At 44.0% G+C, this 22140-nt stretch carries 15 protein-coding genes; 6 read left to right on the top strand and 9 right to left on the bottom strand.

Annotation, left to right across the window (positions count from 1 at the left end; genetic code table 11):
* The first annotated feature begins 143 nt into the window (after window positions 1-143).
* Complete coding sequence (locus ACQY73_RS06165; RefSeq protein WP_428662930.1) at window positions 144-3443, top strand: TonB-dependent receptor domain-containing protein; 3300 nt, start codon at window positions 144-146, stop codon at window positions 3441-3443.
* Window positions 3444-3529: 86 nt separating this feature from the next.
* Complete coding sequence (locus tag ACQY73_RS06160) at window positions 3530-4426, top strand: SDR family oxidoreductase (protein ID WP_428662927.1); 897 nt, start codon at window positions 3530-3532, stop codon at window positions 4424-4426.
* Window positions 4427-4476: 50 nt separating this feature from the next.
* Here ACQY73_RS06160 and ACQY73_RS06155 read toward each other — a convergent pair whose 3' ends face one another.
* The 5 genes from ACQY73_RS06155 to ACQY73_RS06135 all read right to left on the bottom strand — a co-directional run bounded on the left by ACQY73_RS06155 (window position 4477) and on the right by ACQY73_RS06135 (window position 11060).
* Window positions 4477-5928, bottom strand: a complete 1452-nt coding sequence (locus ACQY73_RS06155) for an MBOAT family O-acyltransferase (RefSeq protein WP_428662924.1) — start codon at window positions 5926-5928, stop codon at window positions 4477-4479.
* Between the two features lie 13 nt (window positions 5929-5941).
* Window positions 5942-6922, bottom strand: a complete 981-nt coding sequence (locus ACQY73_RS06150) for a glycosyltransferase family 2 protein (RefSeq protein ID WP_428662921.1) — start codon at window positions 6920-6922, stop codon at window positions 5942-5944.
* A 50-nt stretch (window positions 6923-6972) separates the two neighbouring features.
* Entirely contained in the window at window positions 6973-8601 is a 1629-nt protein-coding gene (locus ACQY73_RS06145; RefSeq protein WP_428662918.1) for a hypothetical protein, read from the bottom strand.
* A complete protein-coding gene (locus ACQY73_RS06140; protein WP_428662915.1) occupies window positions 8601-10019 on the bottom strand; it encodes a hypothetical protein in 1419 nt (472 codons plus the stop codon). Before ACQY73_RS06140 ends, ACQY73_RS06145 begins: the two co-directional genes overlap by 1 nt.
* Before the next feature lie 75 nt (window positions 10020-10094).
* Complete coding sequence (locus tag ACQY73_RS06135) at window positions 10095-11060, bottom strand: glycosyltransferase family 2 protein (RefSeq protein WP_428662912.1); 966 nt, start codon at window positions 11058-11060, stop codon at window positions 10095-10097.
* 243 nt (window positions 11061-11303) lie between these two features.
* On the opposite strand from ACQY73_RS06135, the gene ACQY73_RS06130 reads away from it, so the two are divergent.
* From ACQY73_RS06130 to ACQY73_RS06115, 4 genes are all read left to right on the top strand, one after another.
* A complete protein-coding gene (locus ACQY73_RS06130; RefSeq protein ID WP_428662909.1) occupies window positions 11304-12248 on the top strand; it encodes a 3-oxoacyl-ACP synthase III family protein in 945 nt (314 codons plus the stop codon).
* Window positions 12249-12289: 41 nt separating this feature from the next.
* Window positions 12290-15496: a T9SS type A sorting domain-containing protein gene (locus ACQY73_RS06125; protein ID WP_428662906.1), complete on the top strand. Its 3207-nt coding sequence runs from the start codon at window positions 12290-12292 to the stop codon at window positions 15494-15496.
* A gap of 3 nt (window positions 15497-15499) precedes the next feature.
* Window positions 15500-18625: a T9SS type A sorting domain-containing protein gene (locus ACQY73_RS06120; RefSeq protein ID WP_428662903.1), complete on the top strand. Its 3126-nt coding sequence runs from the start codon at window positions 15500-15502 to the stop codon at window positions 18623-18625.
* A gap of 137 nt (window positions 18626-18762) precedes the next feature.
* Entirely contained in the window at window positions 18763-19071 is a 309-nt protein-coding gene (locus ACQY73_RS06115; RefSeq protein ID WP_428662900.1) for a hypothetical protein, read from the top strand.
* A gap of 93 nt (window positions 19072-19164) precedes the next feature.
* On the opposite strand, the gene ACQY73_RS06110 is transcribed toward ACQY73_RS06115, so the two are convergent.
* From ACQY73_RS06110 to ACQY73_RS06095, 4 genes are all read right to left on the bottom strand, one after another.
* Window positions 19165-19368: a hypothetical protein gene (locus tag ACQY73_RS06110; RefSeq protein ID WP_428662897.1), complete on the bottom strand. Its 204-nt coding sequence runs from the start codon at window positions 19366-19368 to the stop codon at window positions 19165-19167.
* A gap of 10 nt (window positions 19369-19378) precedes the next feature.
* Window positions 19379-20341 carry an Rpn family recombination-promoting nuclease/putative transposase gene (locus ACQY73_RS06105; RefSeq protein ID WP_428662894.1) on the bottom strand — a complete coding sequence of 321 codons (963 nt, stop codon included), beginning with the start codon at window positions 20339-20341 and terminating at the stop codon, window positions 19379-19381.
* A gap of 89 nt (window positions 20342-20430) precedes the next feature.
* A complete protein-coding gene (locus ACQY73_RS06100; RefSeq protein WP_428662891.1) occupies window positions 20431-20988 on the bottom strand; it encodes a phosphonate degradation HD-domain oxygenase in 558 nt (185 codons plus the stop codon).
* Window positions 20989-21020: 32 nt separating this feature from the next.
* Window positions 21021-22124, bottom strand: a complete 1104-nt coding sequence (locus ACQY73_RS06095; RefSeq protein ID WP_428662888.1) for an alkaline phosphatase family protein — start codon at window positions 22122-22124, stop codon at window positions 21021-21023.
* Window positions 22125-22140: the final 16 nt, after the last annotated feature.

Genomic DNA, 22140 nt, shown 5'->3' with positions numbered 1-22140 from the left:
GGCTTTTAATTAAAACTTGTACTTTATCGGTAAATACGTCCCAAATCGTCGGTATTCTTTGTCTTTTCATCGCTTTTTACAAAAGCACGGCTAAACTTTCTGCTACTTTATTACTCTAAAGGTCAAACCCAACACAGCACACCATGCAATACATTCGCCGTACATTCGTTCTGTTGCTTTTTTTAGTAACCCGCCAACTACTTGCTCAGGAAGTGGAAATAAAAGGGCGCGTGGTTGACCAAGCTACCCAATCACCTCTGATCGGGGCCACTGTTTCACTTGTCAGTACTGCCGACTCCACAAAAAAGTTTGGCGCAGTAGCCGATTCTTTGGGAGGTTTTGCACTTAAAAATATTCCAAAAGGAGCATATCGTTTGATTGCTTCACTGAAAGGTTATCTTTCTCTCGCTCAACAGATCAGCGCAGATAGTATCAGTGTTGATCTAGGAAAAATACAATTAAAATTTGATGAGCCGGTGTTGAAAAATGAAGCACCTAAAAATGATACAACGCTTAAGTCCGTGACTGATAGGGTAATCGGTAATGCCGGTGTGGCTAAAGATACGTTAGTCCAAAGTGCGACGGAAAAAAGCCCCACTGCACCCGTAGCGACCGGACCGGGAAGAGTACAAAACGGCACAGCCGTATCCAACGCAGCCGGTACTGTAGAAGTGAAAGGGCGTTTGGTGGATGCTAATGACAAATCACCCTTGATCGGTGCCAATGTGATATTGATCAACAGCACCGATTCTACGAAACGCTTTGGGGTGGTGGCTGATACTGCCGGCGTTTTTGTATTCAGAAGTGTTCCCAAAGATAATTATCGTATGATCGCGTCTTTTCTGGGATATATTACTTACAACCAACGTATCAATTTTCGCCGTGTGAGCCCTGATTTGGGAATTATTTCGCTGAAAACGGATGCACAGCTTCTTAAAGATGTAGTGATAAAAGGAGTGGCCGAACGCGTTGTACAAAAGGGCGATACCACTGTTTACAATGCAAGCGCCTTCAAAACCAACCGCGATGCCAACGCACAGGATCTGATCGAAAAAATGCCCAATATCACCATTGAGAACGGGCAGGTAAAAGCGCAGGGAGAAAATGTACAAAAAGTGACGGTCGACGGCCGCGAATTTTTTGGAGATGACGCTACCCTTGCCCTGAAAAATTTGCCGGCAGAAGTCATTGATAAGATTCAAGTGTTTGATCGCCTTAGCGATCAGGCTCAGTTTACGGGTTTTGACGATGGGCAAACCACCAAAACCATCAATATCGTAACGCGTTCAGACCGAAACAATGGACAGTTCGGAAAAATTTACGCAGGGTATGGTACCGACGGCCGCTACATGGTGGGAGGAAGCACCAACTATTTCAAAAAAGATACCCGTATTTCGTTGATTGGGATGTCTAATAACGTCAACCAACAAAACTTTGCCAGTGAAGACCTATTGGGCGTCTTGGGTAGTTCGGGCAGCGGTGCTCCGGGTGGTGGCAACCGTGGCGGTGGTGCCGGTGGCGGCGGAAATCGCGGTGGCGGTGGTAATACCGGCGGCGGTGGCGGCAATTTTGGCGGAGGAAATGCCAGCGGCAATTTTTTATCGGGTCAGCAGGGAGGGATCAATAAGACCCACGCGTTAGGTTTGAATTATTCAGACAACTGGGGCAAGAAATGGAAAGTGTCGGGAAGTTATTTTTTCAACGATGCCAACAACAATAACCAAAGCGAATTGGCCCGGACATTCTTCACAACGCAAGGCCCCGGACAATTATATAATGAAGATTATTTTTCATCCAATAACAACACGAACCACCGCTTGAATGCGCGTCTTGAATATACTCTTAATACCAAGAACTCGATCATCATTACGCCGCGCATCAGTTTTCAGGGCAATACCGCTTACAGTAGTTTATTAGGGGCAAACAGCATCAATGCCGCTGCGATCAGCCAAACCCAAACGCAAAAAACGTCGACAAACAACGGAAATAACTTTGGCAATACCATTCTGTGGCGGCACCGCTTCGGAAAGATCGGCCGGACACTTTCGGTAGGATTGACAACCTCGACGAATGACCGTACCGGAGAGTCTTCGCTGAATTCAATTGTGAATTATTATACCCGTAAAACTGCCGATTCATTGCAGATCACCGATCAACGTACCGATACGAAAGCAAACGGATATACGGTTTCAAGCAATATCTCATTGACCGAAAATGTCGGCAGAGGAGGACAGTTACAGTTGAACTACACGCCTTCCTATACCAAAAATTACTCGGATCGTAAGACCTACAATTACAACCAAAGTACCAGCGAATACAGTACGCCGGATCTGCGTTTGTCGAACGAATTTGACAATACGTACATCACCAACCGGATCGGCGGAAGTTATCGTTTGCGCATCAAAAAAACGATGGTAACGGCTGAGGTTAACTACCAAAATGCACAATTGAGCGGTAAACAAAACTATCCTTTGGAGTTTAAGATCGACCGGACGTTCAACAATATTTTGCCGTCGGCCATGATCATGTACCGCGGAAGTGACGGAAAAAGCTTACGGGTCAATTACCGTACTTCTACCAATGCGCCTTCTATCAGTCAGTTACAGAACGTTGTTGATAACTCCAACCCGTTATTCCTGAAAACAGGTAACCCCAACCTTAAACAGGAGTACAATCATAACATGGCGATTCGGTACGGATTTACGAATGCCAAAAACGCCCGCAGTTTCTTTATTAACCTGAACGGGTCTTTTACGCAGGATAATATCAGCACTGCCACTTACATTGCAACAAGAGATACGACCGTGGGAGGCTTTCCGCTCAATCGCGGTTCGCAATTCAGTCAGCCCGTTAACGTGAACGGAAACTGGAATGTACGTTCATTTATCACCTACGGCTTGCCCGTTCAATCGCTTAAAAGCAACCTTAATTTTAACTTAGGAACGGGCTATACCCGTACAATGGGGTTGATCAACAATGTACAAAATACTTCCAATACGCACTCTATCACGGGTGGATTGGTGTTGAGCAGTAACATAAGCGAGGAGCTGGATTTTACGGTGTCAGTAAATGGTAATTATAATACGGTCACCAATACATTGCAACCTGCGTTGAATGGAACCTATTATTATCAAAACAGCAACGTAAGATTGAACTGGTTGACCAAGGCAGGGTTCTTCCTGAATACTAACCTTAATCATACGTTCTATACGGGATTAGGACAGGATTTTAACCTCAATTTTACGCTTTGGAATGCGGCCGTCGGGTATAAATTCCTGAAAAAACAGGCAGGAGAATTGAAGTTGAGTACGTTTGATGTGCTTGGTCAAAACAACAGTATTAGCCGTACCGTTACGGAAACTTACATCGAAGATCTTCAAACACGGGTATTGCAGCGGTACTATATGCTTACCTTCACGTATACGCTTCGTAATTTCCGATAGAAGTAACCACATAATTATAAAGAACGCATAGAAAATTTCAACTTCTATGCGTTCTTTGTGTTTATAGGACTATTACTTTTACGGTTATGAAAAAAATTCTCATTACAGGTTCCAATGGTCTGCTGGGGCAGAAATTAGTTGAACTTCTTTTAAAACAACCCGATATTCAATGCATTGCCACTGCTCGCGGGGCCAATCGTCTGCCTTTTACGGAAGGATATGAGTACTATTCGATGGACATTACCAAACGGGAAGAAGTGGATGAGATCATTGAAAAAACAAAACCCGATGTTGTCATTCACGGAGCAGCCATGACAAACGTGGATCAGTGCGAATTTGAAAAAGATAACTGCTGGGCGCAAAATGTGCATGCTGTCCAATACATCGTGGATGCGTGCCGAAAGCATGATATTTTCCTCTGTCATGTCTCTACTGACTTCATTTTTGACGGTGCTGCGGGGCCATATACGGAAGAGGGAGAAGCCAATCCGCTGAGTTTTTACGGATGGAGTAAATACGCCGCCGAGAAAACTGTTCAGCATTCGGGTATTCGTTGGGCTATCGCACGCACGGTGTTAGTGTATGGAATTGCCTACGATATGTCACGCTCCAACATTATTCTTTGGGTAAAAAAATCGTTGGAAGAAAAGAAGAATATCAAAGTCGTTACCGATCAATGGCGTACCCCGACCTTGGCCGAAGACTTGGCTATCGGTTGTTTTCTGATCGCGGATCAGGAAGCGTCGGGCATTTTCAATATTTCAGGGAAAGATTTCCTGACCCCCTACGAAATGGCCATTCTGACTGCCGATTATTTTGGACTGGATAAATCATTGATTGCTCAAGCGGATTCTTCTACCTTCTCACAACCTGCCAAACGCCCGGCACGAACGGGATTCGTGTTGGATAAATCGAATACAGTGTTGGGGTACGAGCCTCGCAGTTTTTCGGAAGGCATTGCGATTTTGGCAGGGCAATTGTAAAAACAACGTCGGCGAGGTTTTAAACCTCGCCGACGTTATGTTACGAATCTCTAAAACTGAAAATAGATAAATTGATTGGATTCAAATACCCCAAAGAAATAAGTAAGAATAGTTAAGGCAATAAAAACGCTCCAAAATGTGGCGTTTTTGCGTGTGGGGATAGTCAGGACATAATGCTCTTTGAGGAGTAACAGACCAATTAAAACCACACACAGTATCATCTCAACGGAGTTCAGCGCAGATTGGATAGGAGAGTGGATCGACAGCGTTGCGATCTTTTTTAAGATCAGAAACGAACTGCGAACTTCTTCGCCAATGGTCATTTTGGGATTGTCACCCACGGCAAAAAATACCCACGTCAGCATCACTAATACAAACGTGACAGCAGTTTGCAGGTAGCCGTACCACGCTCCTGTGGGCAATGAGATATTCCAACGTTTCAGGTATTTGTCGCGAATAGAGGCCAATACGAGGTAAAATCCGTGTAATCCGCCCCAAATAATGAAATTCCAACTGGCGCCGTGCCAGAGTCCGCTGACCAGAAATACCGTAAAACGGTTGAAGTAAGCACGTCCTTCGCCCACACGATTTCCACCCAATGGAATGTAAAGATAATCCCGAAACCACGTAGAGAGCGATAGGTGCCAACGCCCCCAAAACTCAGAGATGGATTTGGAAACATAGGGTGTTTTGAAGTTTTCCATGAGTTTGAAGCCCATCACCTGTGATGCCCCCAAGGCAATGTCGGAATACCCCGAAAAGTCGCAATAGATTCGAAAGGTATAGAAAAATGTTGCGACCAGCAGCGTCAACCCGTTGTGATGAACGGGGTCGAGGTAAGCCGGTCCCTGCATCAGTGCAAGGCGGTCGGCAATGACCACTTTTTTGAAAAAACCGAACGCCATGCGCGTAAGCCCGGCTTTCACGTTTTCCCAATCGTATGGATGATTTTCGTGGAATTGGTGCAGTACATTTTGGGGGCGTTCGATGGGCCCTGCCACCAATTGCGGATAAAACATGACGTACAATGCATAAATACCGAAGTGTCTTTCTGCCTTTTGATTGCCTCGATACACTTCAATGGTATAACTCATGGCCTGAAACGTGTGGAATGACAAACCAATGGGGAGAATCAAATCAGGATTCAGATGTTTCAGAATGGGCATGCTCCAGGCAATCCCCATTTTCCAACTAAATGAGTTAAAGGTTTCGGCAAAAAAATCAAAGTATTTAAAAACGGCCAAAATACCTACGTTGGTCACAATACTTACTACCAAAAGCCATTTGCGACGCGTTCCTGTGGCAGAAGCGATCCATATCCCGGCAAAATAGTCAATGACAATCGTGGCAAAAAGGATGAGAATGTAGATCGGCTTGAATACTAAGTAGAAATAGCAGCTTGCCAACAATAACAGTAACCAACGCAGATTCCACCGAAGGCTGAAATAAGCCAACGTAACGACAATAAAAAAGATCAGAAATTGGACAGAATTAAATAGCATTTTTTACCCTTTTTCAGTTTTGCGGTTTCTCAGTTTGACGGTTTTGCGGTTTTTCCACTTTCCCTTCCACGATCTGCTCTTTGATGATAAATAACGGCCGATTTTTGGATTGAAAAAAGATTCGTAAAACGTATTCGCCAATGATGCCAAGCGCAATTAACTGCACGCCGCTGAATAAGATAATCACAAAAAGCAGCGCCGTAAACCCTTCGATGATTCCGGCATAGAAAAACTTCTTGACCAAAACGATGACAAAATAAATTAAAGCGAGCAGAATGGCAATTCCTCCGGAGCGCGTCATAAACTTGATGGGGAATTCGCTAAAATTGAAGATCCCGTTGTAGGCCAGATTAAATAGCTGTTTGAACGAGTACTTCGATTCTCCTGCTATACGTTCGCTGCGTTCGTACTCAAATCCTGTTTGTTTGAAACCTACCCAGGTGCGCATACCGCGTAAAAAGCGGCTTTCTTCCGGCATTTGATTCATGACGTCGACCACGCGCCGACTGATGAGGGAAAAGTCGCCGCTGTCGAGCGGAATTTCTACGTACGAAATGGATTTCAATAAGCGGTAAAACAGGAAATAGCCGGTTCTTTTGAAAAAATTCTCTTTGCGTTTACGACGAACGGCATACACTACATCGTAACCTTCCTGAAAAAGTTTATAAAAATCAGGAAGTAATTCGGGTGGATCTTGGAGATCGCCGTCAATGACAAATACTGCTTCAGTACCTCTTGCTGCGGCTAAGCCCGCCGTAAGAGCCAATTGGTGCCCATGATTGCGCGACAGAAAAACACAATGGTAGCGTTTGTCCAAAAACGCCAATTGACGCATGAGAATGGCCGTATTGTCGCGGCTTCCGTCATCAACCAACACCACTTCAATCGTAAGCGAAAGGCTGTCCATCAGCTTGTTGAGTCGCTCAACCAAGTGCGGAAAGGATTCGGTTTCGTTGTATAACGGGGCAATAATTGAAATTTGAGGCTTTTCCAAAGCAAAGTGTTTTTTTAACAATAAACGTTCAACAGTAATCAGCTACCGGTCTATTGCCATTTGATGGCTTGAGAAACAGTCGCTTTGGCTTGACCGTGTTTTACGTAAACAAAACCAAGATTGTACGGGCCCGGAATAACCGTTGCGTAAGGGATCAATACCGAACTGCCATCGTCGTATTGACGAAGCCAATTGTGGCCTTTATAGAAATTGGGCTCCAATTTAAACAAATATGTGCGTTTGTCGGATTGTAAAAATGCGTACAAAGATGCGTCAAAACCGGTATCGAACGAATAAGCATCGGTATAAATAGATAACCCGTCCTTCTGTTTTGTAATAATGGGTTTGATTTGCAGGCTGCGGTCGGTTTGTATGGATTGGAATGCAGGCACCAAGTGAGTAGGGTAGTGGTACGTCCCATTTTTGACATGGTATTGCATCAACGTATCTACATAAAGCGCAGCGGGAGAATTGGGCGTAAGTCCCAATCCAAAACCGTTATGTTCCTGATTGTAAGCATAAGCCAACAGGGTCTTGCGTCGCTCGCTTATGGTAGGCCAATAATTGAGAAAACTCAGCGCCCAAACAAAGACGCTGAGTCCCAATGCGGCATTGAACCATTGTTTTTTGGGCGAGAAAAGCCCTAAATAAAACCCATAACTCACCATCATAAACAGCGCGGGATATATCTTATAGTTGCTGACCAACATCACAAAATACCCGAATCGAGGCCGTAGGAAAGCGATAATGGCAGCATTAGCGAGTAAATATGTAGCTACGCCAATAAGAAAAAGCAGCAACGTGTTTTGAGTAAGGGCCGGTTTTCGGTATAATTTCCACAAACGTGTAAAGACAACAACGAGCCAACCGGCCATGACCATTCCAAAGATCGTTGGGAGAATGGAACGCTCGAGTGTGCTGCGGTCGGGAAAGAAATCGAAAAGGCCGCCGATGAATGTAAAAAAGCCAAAAAAGGTTTCGTGAGGATGCTGTAAAAAATACCCGAAACTGGACTCATTGTTAAGGGTTTGCATTCCGTAGAAATACAAAAATACGGCGATCATGCCTGTAGCCAACCACAGTCCTACAAAACGATAATTGCCTTGTAAAAACAGTATTGCTAATCCGGCCGGCCAGACAAAAATACCGTTGCTCATGGCAAAATTGGCGCAAAGCCCCGCCAAAACAGCCCATGTAAACTGCCGTTGAGCCAGCAGATACGATGTAAGGCAAACAAAAAAGATCACAGGCTGGTGTTGCAAGCCCGTAATGGCCCAAAGCGCCGTCATGTGGTACTGCAACTGAAACAACAGAAAAGGGAAAGGCAGTAAATAAAGCCACGAAATGTTGTTTTGGCGAAATACTCGAATGAAAATGGCGAAACTTCCCAAGGTAAAACAGAGGCCCGCCCAATGCAGAAACGTAAAATTCAGCTCACCAAACAACCAATAATAACTCAGCGCCGCCAGTTTTCCGAAAACCATTCGGTGCTCATTGTTGGGCTTGAAAAGTAATTTAATATAGGTAGAAAAATCGTCGGTTCGCTGCCATTCACGGAGAAAATCAGGAAACGGATCAAAATCGTCGAACCACGGCACATTGAGTGAATATCGAGCTATGACCAGCAAAAACAAACCGATGGGTAAAAAAGCAATAAGCCAAAAAGTAATCCGACGCATCAAGGGTTTGTTTTAAGTACAATTTCTTTTTTGCCAAAATAACCACCCATGCATCTGCTCCATAGGTGCTGAGGATTGGCGTTGGCATCTTCTAAAAACAGGGATTGTGGGCGGGCTTTGAGGGGCTCCACATACACTCGGTCGCCGGGTGTTTTTTCGATGTATTCGTAGCGTTGTTTCAACTCTAAATCGTATGCTGCAGCTCGCCCGCGCAGCCAATCGCCATACACCATTCGGAGGTTATAACTGAAAAGAGCACTTACTAAAATAAGTACTGCGAGTACTCCTTTAATAGAGGGCGGTAAGTACCATTTTGTTGCACCCAAAAAATCATTTTTGTGAAAATAATGCACTAATACAGCGATGGTATAAAACCAACCGATCAGAAAATAAAGATAGATCGAGTTGACAACCCGGGGAGCCGGCTCAATACCGATGCCGTAGTAAGAAGGAAAGATCTGAACGAATAAGATGCCGAAATAGGCTAAAACGGCCACCCAAAGCGGAATGGAAAAATAGCGGGATGCTCCACTGTTTAAAAAAATCTTTGGTAATAATGCGATCCATAAAATGGTAAAGACAAGCAAAGGCGTACGGGTGATCCATGCAATGCTCAATCGGGCCAATTGCTTAATGGATTGGAGCGCTGAAAAGGGAATATTTCGTCCTTCGGGATTGCCGCTCATGCGGAGGATATTGCCCGGTGATGTAAAGAACATATAACACGAGAAAGCCGCAATGCCGATCAAAAAGAACGCAAACCAATCCCATTTGCGATTGATAACCAATTGATAACCCCACCAACCGGCCACCAGCAGCACCATTATGGTCAGATTGGTTTCACTGCAACCAATGACCGCAAATACCAAAAAACCTGCTAAAACGGCCGTAAGATTTTTGAACATTCCGTTGGGTAATTGATACCAACGCATCATCACTACGATCCAATAAAAAGTAAGAGTATTGGGCACGGTATACGTAACAAAGGCCGCCATCCAATAGAAAGCTTCGGCAATACTGGCAATTTTGAGAATGAACAAAAACAATAAACCTCCCACCAATCCCAACGCTCCGAGACGTGACCATTTGAAAAAAACTTCCTTTGCCAGTGCATACAAACTGCCGGTGAAGCCCAGAACCAATAAAAAAGAAAGCAATTTGAACCCGCCGGGCCATTTAAGAATGAGCGGATTGGAATGATTGAGCAAAATACCGAAATAACGCCCTGTCCAGCCGGTATAATAGAAATTCATGGCTTCAAAGTAGCCATACTTAAAAACGGTATCTATATAGCAGTAATCATCCACAGGCGACGGATGATTATAACACGCCAACGCCAGCAACGGAATCAACACCATAACCAGCAAGCCGACGTTGAAAAGGTCTTGAAAGAAAGGTTTTTGTAATGTTTTGAGCATTTAACTATTATTTGTAAATGAAACTTGGAGGTCTTTAAAGCTTTCAAGGCAATGTTCCTATTTGTTTCAATGTTTTTATTTATTGGTTTTTGACTTCTCCACAACTTTCTCAATGATATATCGGGGCCGCCCCTTTACTTCTTCGTATATCTTGCCGACATATTCACCGATCAGGCCAATGGCGATCATGTTGGCTCCACTGAAAAAGGTCATTGGCAATACAATAGATGTCCAACCGGCTACTGTACTTCCATACAAATAAGAAATACCGATATATACTGTGACGGCCATCGCAATGAAAAAATTAAACAATCCGAAATAAAGCACCAGCCGCATAGGAAACGTACTGAAAGAAGTGACCCCGTTCCAGGCAAAAAGTAACATTTTTTTCAGCGGATATTTCGTTTCACCCGCTTCCCGCTCCAAACGTTTGTAAAAAACTTTTTCAGAACGAAAACCGATCAGGGGAATAATACCCCTTAAAAAGAGATTTACTTCCTTGAAGTGCGCAAATTCTTCCAATATACGACGATCCATCAGCCTGAAATCAGCATGATTGAACACCACCGGCACACCCATCCAACGCATCATAGTATAAAATGACTCAGCTGTGGTGCGTTTGAACCAACTGTCATTGCTGCGGTCGTCACGCACTCCGTAGACCACCATCGCGCCGTCGCGGTGTTGTTCGAGCATCTTGCCGATGGCGGCGATGTCGTCCTGTAAGTCAGCGTCAATGGTAATAAAACAATCGAAATCGTTGGTGTACTCTGTTAAACCCGCGAGAATGGCACTTTGATGACCAAAATTGCGGGATAATTTGATGCCAATGCTTTTGGGATCCTGTTGGCAGATAGTTTCGATGAGTTCCCAAGTACGGTCGCGGCTTCCGTCATTCACAAAACATATCTTACTTTCCGGAGCAATAAGGTGCTCCGCTTCCAGATGTGTATAGTATTCTTGAAGAGTACGGTGGGTTTTTGTTAAAATTTCTTCTTCGTTGTAACAGGGAACAACAAGTAATAACTTGGTTGGAAGCATCGACTTCAATTTTCAGTATCGGGCAAAAATACGGCACATTCCGGAACGAAGCGTTATTATGTGAATAGATTTTATTTTTTGGTAGTAAACACGCCAATTTTTTTATTCCGAGAATACAAAAAATGCTTAAATGTAATAGCAATTAATAATGACTTTATTGTAAGATTTTAATATAGTGTGATATGATTTCTGGGAAATGTTTAACTTTCGGCTTTAAAAGTTTCGGTTTAAACCAACCACAGTATGTTTCTCCATCAAGTTGGTCACTACCTGCCCGAGCAAGTTGTTGACAACGAACATTTTACCAAGCTCAACGGCCTCTCGGACGAATGGATTGTACAGCGTACAGGTATACAACTACGTCGAAAAGCGGCCTCTGCCGAAAACTCCCACACCATGGGCGTTGAAGCGGTAAAGGCATTATTAGATAAAATTGAGATTCCGGCAAGAGAAATAGATTTGATCATAGGAGCTACCTACACATCTTATGATACGATTGTAACGTTGGCCCATGCGGTGCAGCATTTTCTGGAAATCCCTGATATTCCGGTCGTGACCATTTCGTCGGCCTGCTCATCTTTACTTAATGCGATTGAAGTGGTAGAAGGATATTTTGCCATGAATAAAGCAAAAAAAGCGCTCGTCATTACTTCCGAACATAATACCGGATTTTACAACGAAACCGATACCGTATCAGGGCATTTGTGGGGAGACGGCGCGGCGGCAATGTTAATCTCAAAAGAACGTATCAGCGACGAAGATATAGAGATCCGTGCATTGGTTACGGGTGGCGCCGCCACGAGCGGAAAAGCCACAGAAGCCGTAGTTCTTCGACCCAATGAGCGGGGGGTGATCATGCCTTTTGGAAGAGATGTATTCATCAATGCCTGTACCTATATGCCCAAAGCGAGTTTGCAGGTGCTTGAGCGTTGCGGCCTTACCGTAAATGATGTCGATTATGTATTACCGCACCAAGCCAATTTACGCATCAGCATGAACGTAATGAATACGTTGGGCCTTCCGGAAGAAAAACTTCTTTCCAATATTCAATATTTAGGAAATACCGGTTGTGCCGGCTGCGCCATCGGCCTTTCCGAAAACTGGCCGCGTTTCAAAAAAGGAGAACGAATTGTGATCACTGTTTTTGGTGGCGGATACTCTTTTGGAGCGATGTTGTTGGAGAAATAAGAGAAATTACGCTGTATATTGCGGCGTAATTTCTCTACGCCATGATAAAACAAATACTATTCAGCCTTCTGTTGTTGGGGTGCTCATTCATTTCGCAATCACAGCAACAACTTTCGTTCATTCAGCACCGAACCGGCGCTTCTTCCAATCCGAGGGCTTTTCAGAAGCTGGGTGCTAAACTGCTGTTTATTGCTGATACACAGGAATATGGGGCTGAGTGGTGGACCACTGACGGAACAGATGCAGGTACAAAACTGCTGAAGGACATTGCTCCCGGACCGGCGAGTAACTTGGTTCGAGTTCTCAATAACTCTTTCATGCCGGAAGTCGAGCAGAGTATTCAGGTTGCGAATGGATTGATGTATTTTTTGACCAAAAATGCATTGAACCAATCAGAACTTTGGCAAACGGATGGTACCACGGAGGGGACGCAACTAATATACACCTATGAAGGGGTGATTGAGCAATTTAAGCCCACTCTTCAACGCGATAAGTTTTATATTATAGAAAATTTCGGACTCTACTACGTCGATATTACAGCCAAAACCAAAAGACGGGTAAGTAACCCGGGCGGATCGGTCACGTTTGTTCTCCCTGATCATGTGCTTAACACTGATGCGCCTGTGCTGCTGGAATACCAGTTATTTTTTACCTATAATGTTCAGGGCGAATATGAGCTCTGGCGGACAGACGGCAGCGCGAGTGGCACGCAAAGGCTTTTTGCTCAACTTTTTCGGATCGGCCAACCTCTCTACAATGTGTATAAAGGCGATGTGTATGTATACAACAGCCACAATGATAAAGTAGTGATCAAAACGCGCGGTACGCCGGCCACCACTCAAGTGTTGATTCCTCCGGTCACTACTTTGCCGTCGCAGACGCCCGAACGTTTTCGCGGGATGACCTCCCGAATCGTCGGCAACGAATTTCAACTTATTGAATATCCTCAGTTGCATAACTCATCCGGCAGCCAAGTGCTGCTGCGAACTACGTCTGATGGGCAAGCTTTGCGAACTGTCTTTGAAAAAACGCTACCGATAGGAGTGGCGTCCCGCATTCAGGTGTTGGAAAACAAACTTTATTATGCCGTTCAAACAAAGATCATTGGGTTGGATCTTACGACAGGAGATACCACAAATACCCCGGTGGGATGGAGTGTAGGTGGTGTTGAATATTTGAGTGTCAAAAAACTGAGTACAAATTCGTTGGCGTATCATTTGATCTCGTCCGATTCCCGCAGTCAACTGTATTTGTTTGATGCTTCTGCCCGCAGGGTTTCGACGATGAATTCTTACGTTTCGGAGGTAAATGAACTGAACAATTCGCTGGTGCTTTCGGGAAGTACTACTGCCAAGGGAAATGTCAATTTGTACAAGTCCGCTTTGACAGGTGCCGATGTAAAAGCACTTGGCAATCTCTATCAGACGGGCGATAACGAAATTCCGCAGTTTGTGCTGAAAAACCAATTGTATTTTATTGCAGATAATGAAGGACAGGGAATTGCGCTTTATAAAACAGATGGACTGACAGGCAGCCAACCCGTAAAAGTATTGACTACCTCACAAACCGCCCTTCTCAACGGAGCAGGGTCCGGATTGGTCTATTCGGATGGGCAAAGAGCCTTATTTTCGTACACAGACCTTAATAGAAACCGTTCTTTCTGGGTTACGGATGGGACGGCTGGCGGAACCGTTGTGTTGGCCAATTTTGTCAATGCTGACTTTATTCCTGTGGCTTATACCTCGGGTCAGCAATTGGAAGTTTGGCTTGGAGGAACCCGGTTTTATAAAGTCGATTTGGCTGGACCGACAATGGTACAATCTGCCGGCACAATTAATGTGAGTGGTGATCGAAAAACGCAGTTGGCAGAGAATAAAATTTTAGTGTATGATACTCAATCACTGGCCGTTGTCGGTTTTGATAATGCTATCAACAACCTTGAAAATCGAACACTTTTTACCATTGATTCCACCGTCGTACCGCTGAGCATCGGCGCAAGGTTTTTCTACCTGCGTCGTAAAACCTCGGGAAAAGTGGGGGTAATGAGCAGCGCTGCTGTCACTGACACACCGCGTGAACTAATCGAACTGCCTTCGGCAAAATCGACTTTTAAAACATCGGACGCCTATTTTGTTCATCGCTCAGAAGCAAATACAAATGGACAAATCGTCAGCTTTTTGACGTTTGTCGATGCTGACGCACAGCGTGTTCAGGAAATGGGGCCATTTGAGTTTTCGGAGTTGCGCGGCGTTCAAAAAATAGGGAATAGTTATGCCTTGGCCGTAGTAACGGGCACAAATAGACTCAATGTTGCCATGCTTGATGTGACCGCCAAAAGCATTCGTTTGCTTAAGGGCGATGCCGCTGCTGATGCCCGTTCAAGGTTTGTGGTTAATGGGCAGGATGTGTTTGTGATCGGGGGCAATGTCTGGAAAGTGCTGCCCGCCAAAGATTCGCTGAGTCGGTTGCTTCCTGCGAAGTTTTATCAGAATGGGCGCACGTTTGCGCAGGACAAAAAATTGTACCTATCCTATGCTGATCCTTCTCCTGAAACATGGGAAATTGATAGTGTTAAGGCCCAACAGCTCGGGAATTTCTTTGTCACAACCCGCTTTACCGAATTGCTTGAAAAGAAAAGTTTTCAGGGATATATCAAAAACAGTACCGGACCGGCAAATGGTATTTATATAGTAGAATCGCCCACACAGGCGGTGTTATTGAAAGCATTGCCTGCCAATCGGATCGTTCCCGAACAACCTTTTGCGGGAATGTTAATTTTTGCTGCCGAAAATGAAGCCACCGGCAACGAACTTTGGATCACGGAAGGCACCCTGGAAAGAACTCGCCAATTGGCGGATTTAAGAACCGGAGTGCAGAGTTCAAACCCGAAAGATTTTAAGGTTATGGGAAATAGCGTAACCTGTTCGGCATTTGTCGGCACGCAAGGGCGGCAACTTTGGAATGTGACGCCTCCGGTTTTGGCGGTAAAAATGCCGATACCGACTTTTTCATTAAATGTATTTCCAAACCCGGTTAGGGAAACCTTATCTGTCCGTATCACAGGAGCTGAAAAAGCCGCAATGTATCTTAAAATCATTGATATAAGCGGCCGGATAGTTGCAGAGAAATTGTTGGCTTCAACGGAGCAAACGGAAGAAATGGACGTTTCGCACCTGTCTACAGGAACGTACATTGTTTCGGTAAGCAATGGCTACCGGTGGGCTTCCCAAAAAATATACAAGTACTGAGCTATGAAAAATAATCGGGTATTCATTGCCTTTTTACTGACGGTCAGCGTATCCTTATGCGCTCAAAATCAACTGACTGCGGTAAAACACTTGGCCAATAATTCATCCAATCCGCGTAAATTCGTTCGGGTTGAAAACAAATTATTCTTTATTGCCACTACCAACCAACAAGGAGATGAATGGTGGGTAACGGACGGGACGGAAACCGGTACGCAACTTTTAAAAGACATTGTTCCGGGTTCAGGCTCGGGGCTTTACTATGCTGACAACCTCACTGTAAACCCAACGGCGGTATCAGAGGGGAAATTTTATTTTACGTCTCAGCAGACAGATGGCCAATGTGCCGTATGGCAGAGCGATGGAACGCCTAATGGCACTGTCCGCATAACACAATGGAGGCTTCCTATCACAGAGCTGATGCCGTATAATGGACAACTTTATATCGTAGACAATACCAAAAAAGTATGGATTCTTAATCCCTCAACCTTGGGCAGTACACAATTGGCCGACTTAGGATCCATGGAAGGCCGAGCGGCCTTTTTTCCTCATAACGGCAAAGTCTATTTTTATAACAGAGGAGAGGTATACCAAACGGACGGAACAGCTGCCGGAACGGTGCGCGTCGGCTATTTTGGCAGTTCTTCAGAATTGAAAACACTTGTTTGGCGCGATTACCTGTATTATTACTCCAATGAGTACAATGCAGCACGTATTGTTCGAGTAAAAAATAATGATGCGGCTTCTGCCGAATTAATTTATGTGCGAGGCTTTTCCAACCCTAACCCTTCGCTAATCCTTAACGGAGTAATTGATATAAGGGTCAAAGACGATAAACTGCAAATCCTTCAGCATATAAATGATGGTGCTCCTTCTGTTCGGTTGTTGGAAAGTACGGATGGGAAAAATTTTCGTGAGATCAGCAAAGCGACCATTCCATTTATTCTAAGTAATTTTTTATGGATCGATGCTAAATTTTACGGTGTTTCCCGAAAGAATACCTTCTTCTTTCACGATTTTGATCGGGCGGAAACCAAAGAGATTGGCGGTGTCAGGAACGCAGATGACTACACAAGTTTGACGCTGAAAAAGCTGGATCAGCTGATTTTGATCGCAGATGAAACCAATAGTGTTCCTCCGAAATGGTTTAATACCTTGGAAAGTAAGTTGATGGACGTTTCGGTTGCTCCTGCCAATTTCGGGCTTCTGCCGAGCGGTATTTTTCATTCGGGCCGTTTGGCCGCCGGTGGCGATACAGAGTTGTACAAAACAGATTTTGCAACGCTTAAAGCAAATTTGGTTAAAAACATCAAAACTACCGGAAATGATGATTTTGAACTGATACGTGTTGGGAAAAAGGTATTTTTTCTGACCCGAGACGAAGCCACCTTGCCTGCCTCAACGTCCCTTTGGATTACTGACGGAACCATTGGTGGAACGGTCAAATTAAAAGATATTCCGAGCGTTTCGGCTTCGAAAATAGTGTCAACTTATCAGGATGGTGCCAATTTATACCTGCAAACTCAAATCGGTTCAAATGAACATGCCGTTTGGATAACCGACGGAACCCTTGAAGGAACGAGAGAATTAAAGCGTTTTACGGGGCAGCGAACAGAACCTATGAAAGTGATTGTCCGCGAAAATCGCCGAATGTTTCTGCATCCTCACGTTTCTTTTATCTATGACGTGACCGGCAAAAGTATCATAGATTTTAAAGTTGGGGGCAATGATAACTTGGGAATTGATTTCAGGGAACTGCCAAACAATGTGGTGATTAAAGTAAACAGTACATTGTATTCGGTTGATTTTGACGGGAAATTCACAGTGCTGGACGCCAGTGGGTTGCCGGCCCTGCAATCTATGGCCGGTACTGCAAACAAGGTATTTTATAATCGCTTTGTCCGTTTTGATTTCAGCATCGGTGAGCCCACTATTGCGTTGATGGTGACCGATGGAACCTTGGCAGGAACCCGGGAAATAAGTCGTTCGTTGTTCGGCGCATATAGTGTACAGTCACTTAAGACCGATATTATTGCTACCTATGCTTCTGCGGTCACGCCAAAAAGGGTCTACGAAACAGTAGTCATCAATGAAAATACGCTCAGCCTGCGGAAAGCTGCGGTCGATATTATCCCGCGAGAAATACTGACGGTTGATGATATGTACGCCATCTTGGCGGACAATGGACGGACTTTTGCACTCAATCCACGCAACGCTTCTATCATTGAATTACAAAGTGTGGCTTATTCTGATAAAGTGATTGTGCATGAAGGAGAGCTATACATTCTGGGACAAAATTGTAGAAGAATAAATCTTAAAACTCTCGAATCAAGCCTGTTACTGCCCGTAGGTGATCGATATACCAAGCCCTTTTCCTTTTTTCAGGACGGTAAGGACCTTTATGTGTCATGGGATGGATCAAGCCCGCAAACATGGCTGATCCGTTCCAAAGAAGTGCGTAAGGTAGGTGATTTTGTCATGAATCAACGACCTTTGTTATTCAATGGCCGTAAAGCATTTATGGTTTCAAAAACCGGTTATCCTCCTATAATGCTTTACACCTCCGATACGTTGGCAACTCAGTTAACGTATATGCGTGATGTGGAAGACAACGGTGAGGAAGGATGGGTTGTTTTTAACAATTATCTGATAGTAAGCAGTTTTGATGTACAGGCAGGCGTAGAGCCTTGGACTACCGACGGAACTCCTGAAAACAGCCGTGTGCTCGATGACTTACAACCTGCTGCCGAGAGCTCTTTTCCTTCGCGTTATGCGGTGATCGATGATAAGCGTCTTGTGGGTATTGCAGAGGCGGGCGCCTTGGGCAAGCAACTTTGGGCTTTGCGTTCTCCCATTTTATCGGTAGAGCCTGCATCGTTCAGTAACCGTCAATACATCTATCCAAATCCTGCTTCAACCCATGTTACGGTTGTTTCGGAGGTTCCATTTCAATTTGGCACTCGGCTTTCAGTATATAATTCAATAGGGCAACAAATTTTTCAACAAGCTCTTATGATTAATGCCGCCCAAGCAGAAATAAGTGTAGAAAATTTAGCTACAGGGACTTATTTTATAGTAATAAATGATGCTTCCGGCAAGAGAATAACGCATAAACTTTGGGTTGTTCGCTAATTGGAAAGTGCTTTTGTGGGATAAGAATGTAACAAAAGATAACATAAACATAATATCATTCTTTTGTTTTAACGAAATTTTAGTTATGTATTTGTAGATTTTTTTATTTAAATATCACTAACATTTTCCACCTCAAAATGAAATCGAAAATAAAGGCCGAAGCAAATGAAATTGCTCAAAAAATTGCAGGCGTAATTGTAGGAGACACTGCTTCCAAAAAGGTTAAAAAAGCAGTCAACAAAAGCTCCGAAAAACTTGCTAAGAAAATTGTGAAAATAAAGCTGAAGGAAGAAAAAGCAAAGGAAAAAGAAGCTCAGGAAAAAACGCCGAAAGTCAAAGCGGAAAAGGCCGGTAAAAAAGCCAAAAAGAAGGAAAAGAAAGCACCAAAAGCTGAAAAACCGGCTACTGCAAGTACTCCTTCACTGACCGAAAGCACAGAAGCGTAGATTGATTTTTTAGTTTTCAGGAAAATAAGCACGCCGCTTACGCTTATTTTCCTGAAAGTTTAGCTACTCACCTCCTTTTACTATTGCCGAAGGCTACATTTCAGCAATAATTTCTTCTACTTTGGTTTGGGGCAATTCAAAGGTTTGGGCAATGGTAGCAGCATCCATCCCGACTTTTACTAATTTCTGCACAAACAAGATGGTTGCTTCTTCTTTACCTTCAATCTTGCCTTCAATTTTACCTTCGATTTTGCCCTGAATTTTGCCTTCAAGCTTCATGGCTTCTGCGATAGTCATGGGAGTTACGCTACATTTTAGCAATGATTTCTTCGACTTTGGTTTGGGGCAATTCAAAGGTTTGGGCAATAGTAGCGGCGTCCATCCCGATTTTTACTAATTTCTGCACAAACAAGACGGTTGCTTCTTCTTTACCTTCAATTTTGCCTTCAATTTTGCCTTCAATTTTGCCTTCAATTTTACCTTCGATTTTGCCCTGAATTTTGCCTTCAAGCTTCATGGCTTCTGCGATAGTCATGGTAATGCTGTTTGTTTGAATTGAAATGTTTCGAAATATATCAACGATTTTTGGCTTTGCCAAGTTCTCGGTGGTTGAAAGTACATACAGAAATACGCTTCGGATATAACTCATATCGCCCGTGGATTCAATGGCTTGGATTAGTTCGGTAAAAGCCCGGGCAATGCCGAGCAAGTAGGATTTGGTTCGACTGTTTTTGAGCAATATCCACGAGAGGGCCAGAAATTTGTTGGAGAATCCCGCGATTTGTTGGTCTGAAAACTGCGAAATGTCAAAGAGTAAATACTCAAAATCGGGTAAAAAACGACGGAGTTCAGCATCTGATCCTTTGAAATACTGCGGTAGAGATTGGTATTTCCAACGGTTTTTGCCGTGATAAATCACAATGGGTATAGTAAGGGTAGGCTCTTTTTTCTCTTTACTGTCTTGTTCCCACGCATTGAGTAAATAGCGTAATAATTGAAAATGAGGGTATTTTTCCTGATAACTTTTGTGCTCAAAAAGCAACGCAATGCGTATTTTTTGAGAATCTTGGTACGTACACTGGTAAACAATATCGGCAAAGTGTTCTTCCAATTTTTCGTCCGTGTAAGAGTTGTTGCTTAACTCTAAACTTACCAAGTCTATTTTTTGACCCAATTCTTTGGGGAAAAGCTCCTGAATCAAGCCTTCCACCAATTGTTTTCGAGAAAAGCTGTCTTTGAAAAACTTATCGTGTACGTTGTCTATGTGCATAAAAATAAATGAGGGCGAAAAAGTGAGGGAAAGTTAGTTTTTTATGCTTAACTAAAAAATTACCCGTGCTTTTTCGTCCCTGCTTTACTTTATACCAATACCTCTTCACACAGCGCCAAATACTTCTCCAGATCAGGCTTTGGCAAGCCCGTTACTTTGGCGGCTTCATCCCAGCGGCGCATTTGGATAATGAGTTCAAAATAAGGGTTTTGTTCGAAGACCGCGGCTTCTTCGGCCTGCATAGGACCGCCCTGAAATTCGAGCGTTTTGAGACTGGCTTCTGATAAACCGGCAAAGTACTTGGGGTTTTTGAAGGTAAGATATCGCTTGGCATTGACATGATTGGCGACTAAAATGCACACTTTTTCGGGAAAACCTTTTTCGCGCAGCCAATCGGCCGCGATTTCTTCGTGGTCTTTGCGGCCATACATTTCCATCAGTTCTTCTTCCTGCTCGGCAGGCATCAAATGACCGATATCGTGCAAAAAAGCCGCGGCCTGTACTTCTTTATCAAAGCCGCCTTTACGGGCCAGTTCAGCTCCCTGCGCGGCGTGTTCGAGTTGGCTTACGTCTTCACCGTAGTATTGTTCATCACCTTGTGATTCAAACAATTGTCGGATTTCGTTTAAGGAAGAGTTTGGTATCATAGAATGAAAACGGAAAAATGATAGATTCGGAATTAACGTTTAATCGATGCTTTAGTTCCTAAAACTCCGGGAATAGCTTCACCTACCGGGTGTTCACATTTAAAATCTAAACCGAGAAAATGCGCCAATGTCTGCGCTATTTGGTTTTGAAACAACACATTTTCAGTTTTAACTTCCCCCAGAGCGGGTGTATCGGGGCCCATTGCGCCCATCCATATCTGGAAGCTGTCGGGGGTTTTGGTACCGTGGTCTTTCCAGCGGGCTTTGGGCGTATGGCCGCGACCGTGGTCGGTGGTGAGCAAGATGGTGGTTTTGCCCTTATATTCAGCTTGGGATTGTAAATAATTCCACAGATCAGCGATGAATTTATCCACCATATTTACCGTTTGAAGATAGTTGTCGTACTTGCCCGCGTGGGCATAATCATCGGACTCGTCAAACGACAGGAAAAATACTTTTGGCTTGTTTTTTTGAATGTATTCTTTCGCCATATAATACGTAATAAAATCCTGACGGGTTTCACCCCAAGGGCTGGGTATTTTGTCCTGAATTTCATTCAGCATTTTTTCATTTGTGTTGACATTCGGGCCGCTGACAGGCTCATTGCCCGCGTTAATGGGAATACCGGTACGGTTTTCGTTAACTATGTTCGGAATCACGCCCCACGTAGCATAACCCGCCACTTTTCCCTTATACGCAGGCTGTTGGTTGATAAACTCAAAAACCGTGGTGTTAGGATTGTCTTTGGCGTCATTGGAATTGATGCGGTCATCGGCATAGCCGCACAGGATCTCGCTGTAGCCCGGATAGCTGAACCAGTACGTATTGCTTACATTCATGCGACTGTCTTTCCAACGATTACCGTACAATTGGCCTTGTTTGGCAATTGTTTCCCAAAAAAAAGGAAGCAGTTTTTTGCGACGTTCTTCGGGGGTATTTGCCCAAAATTGTTTTTTCAGTTTATTGGTATCACTTGTAAAGGCAGGGTCAAAAAGCAGCGAAGAATCGGCCCCGCCGAATACTTCCTGCCAACGCAACCCGTCGGTGGTGATCAAAAAGATGTTCTCGGTTTGGCGTTGTGCATAGCTTATAACCGTCATAAATAGGAAGCAGAAACCTGTAATTGTTCTTTTCATAATGAGGAAATAGTTT

The organism is Runella sp., from assembly GCF_965279615.1.
Taxonomy (GTDB): domain Bacteria; phylum Bacteroidota; class Bacteroidia; order Cytophagales; family Spirosomataceae; genus Runella.
The sequence above is the reverse complement of the archived record's forward strand: the minus strand, read 5'-3'. Positions and strand labels throughout refer to the sequence as shown.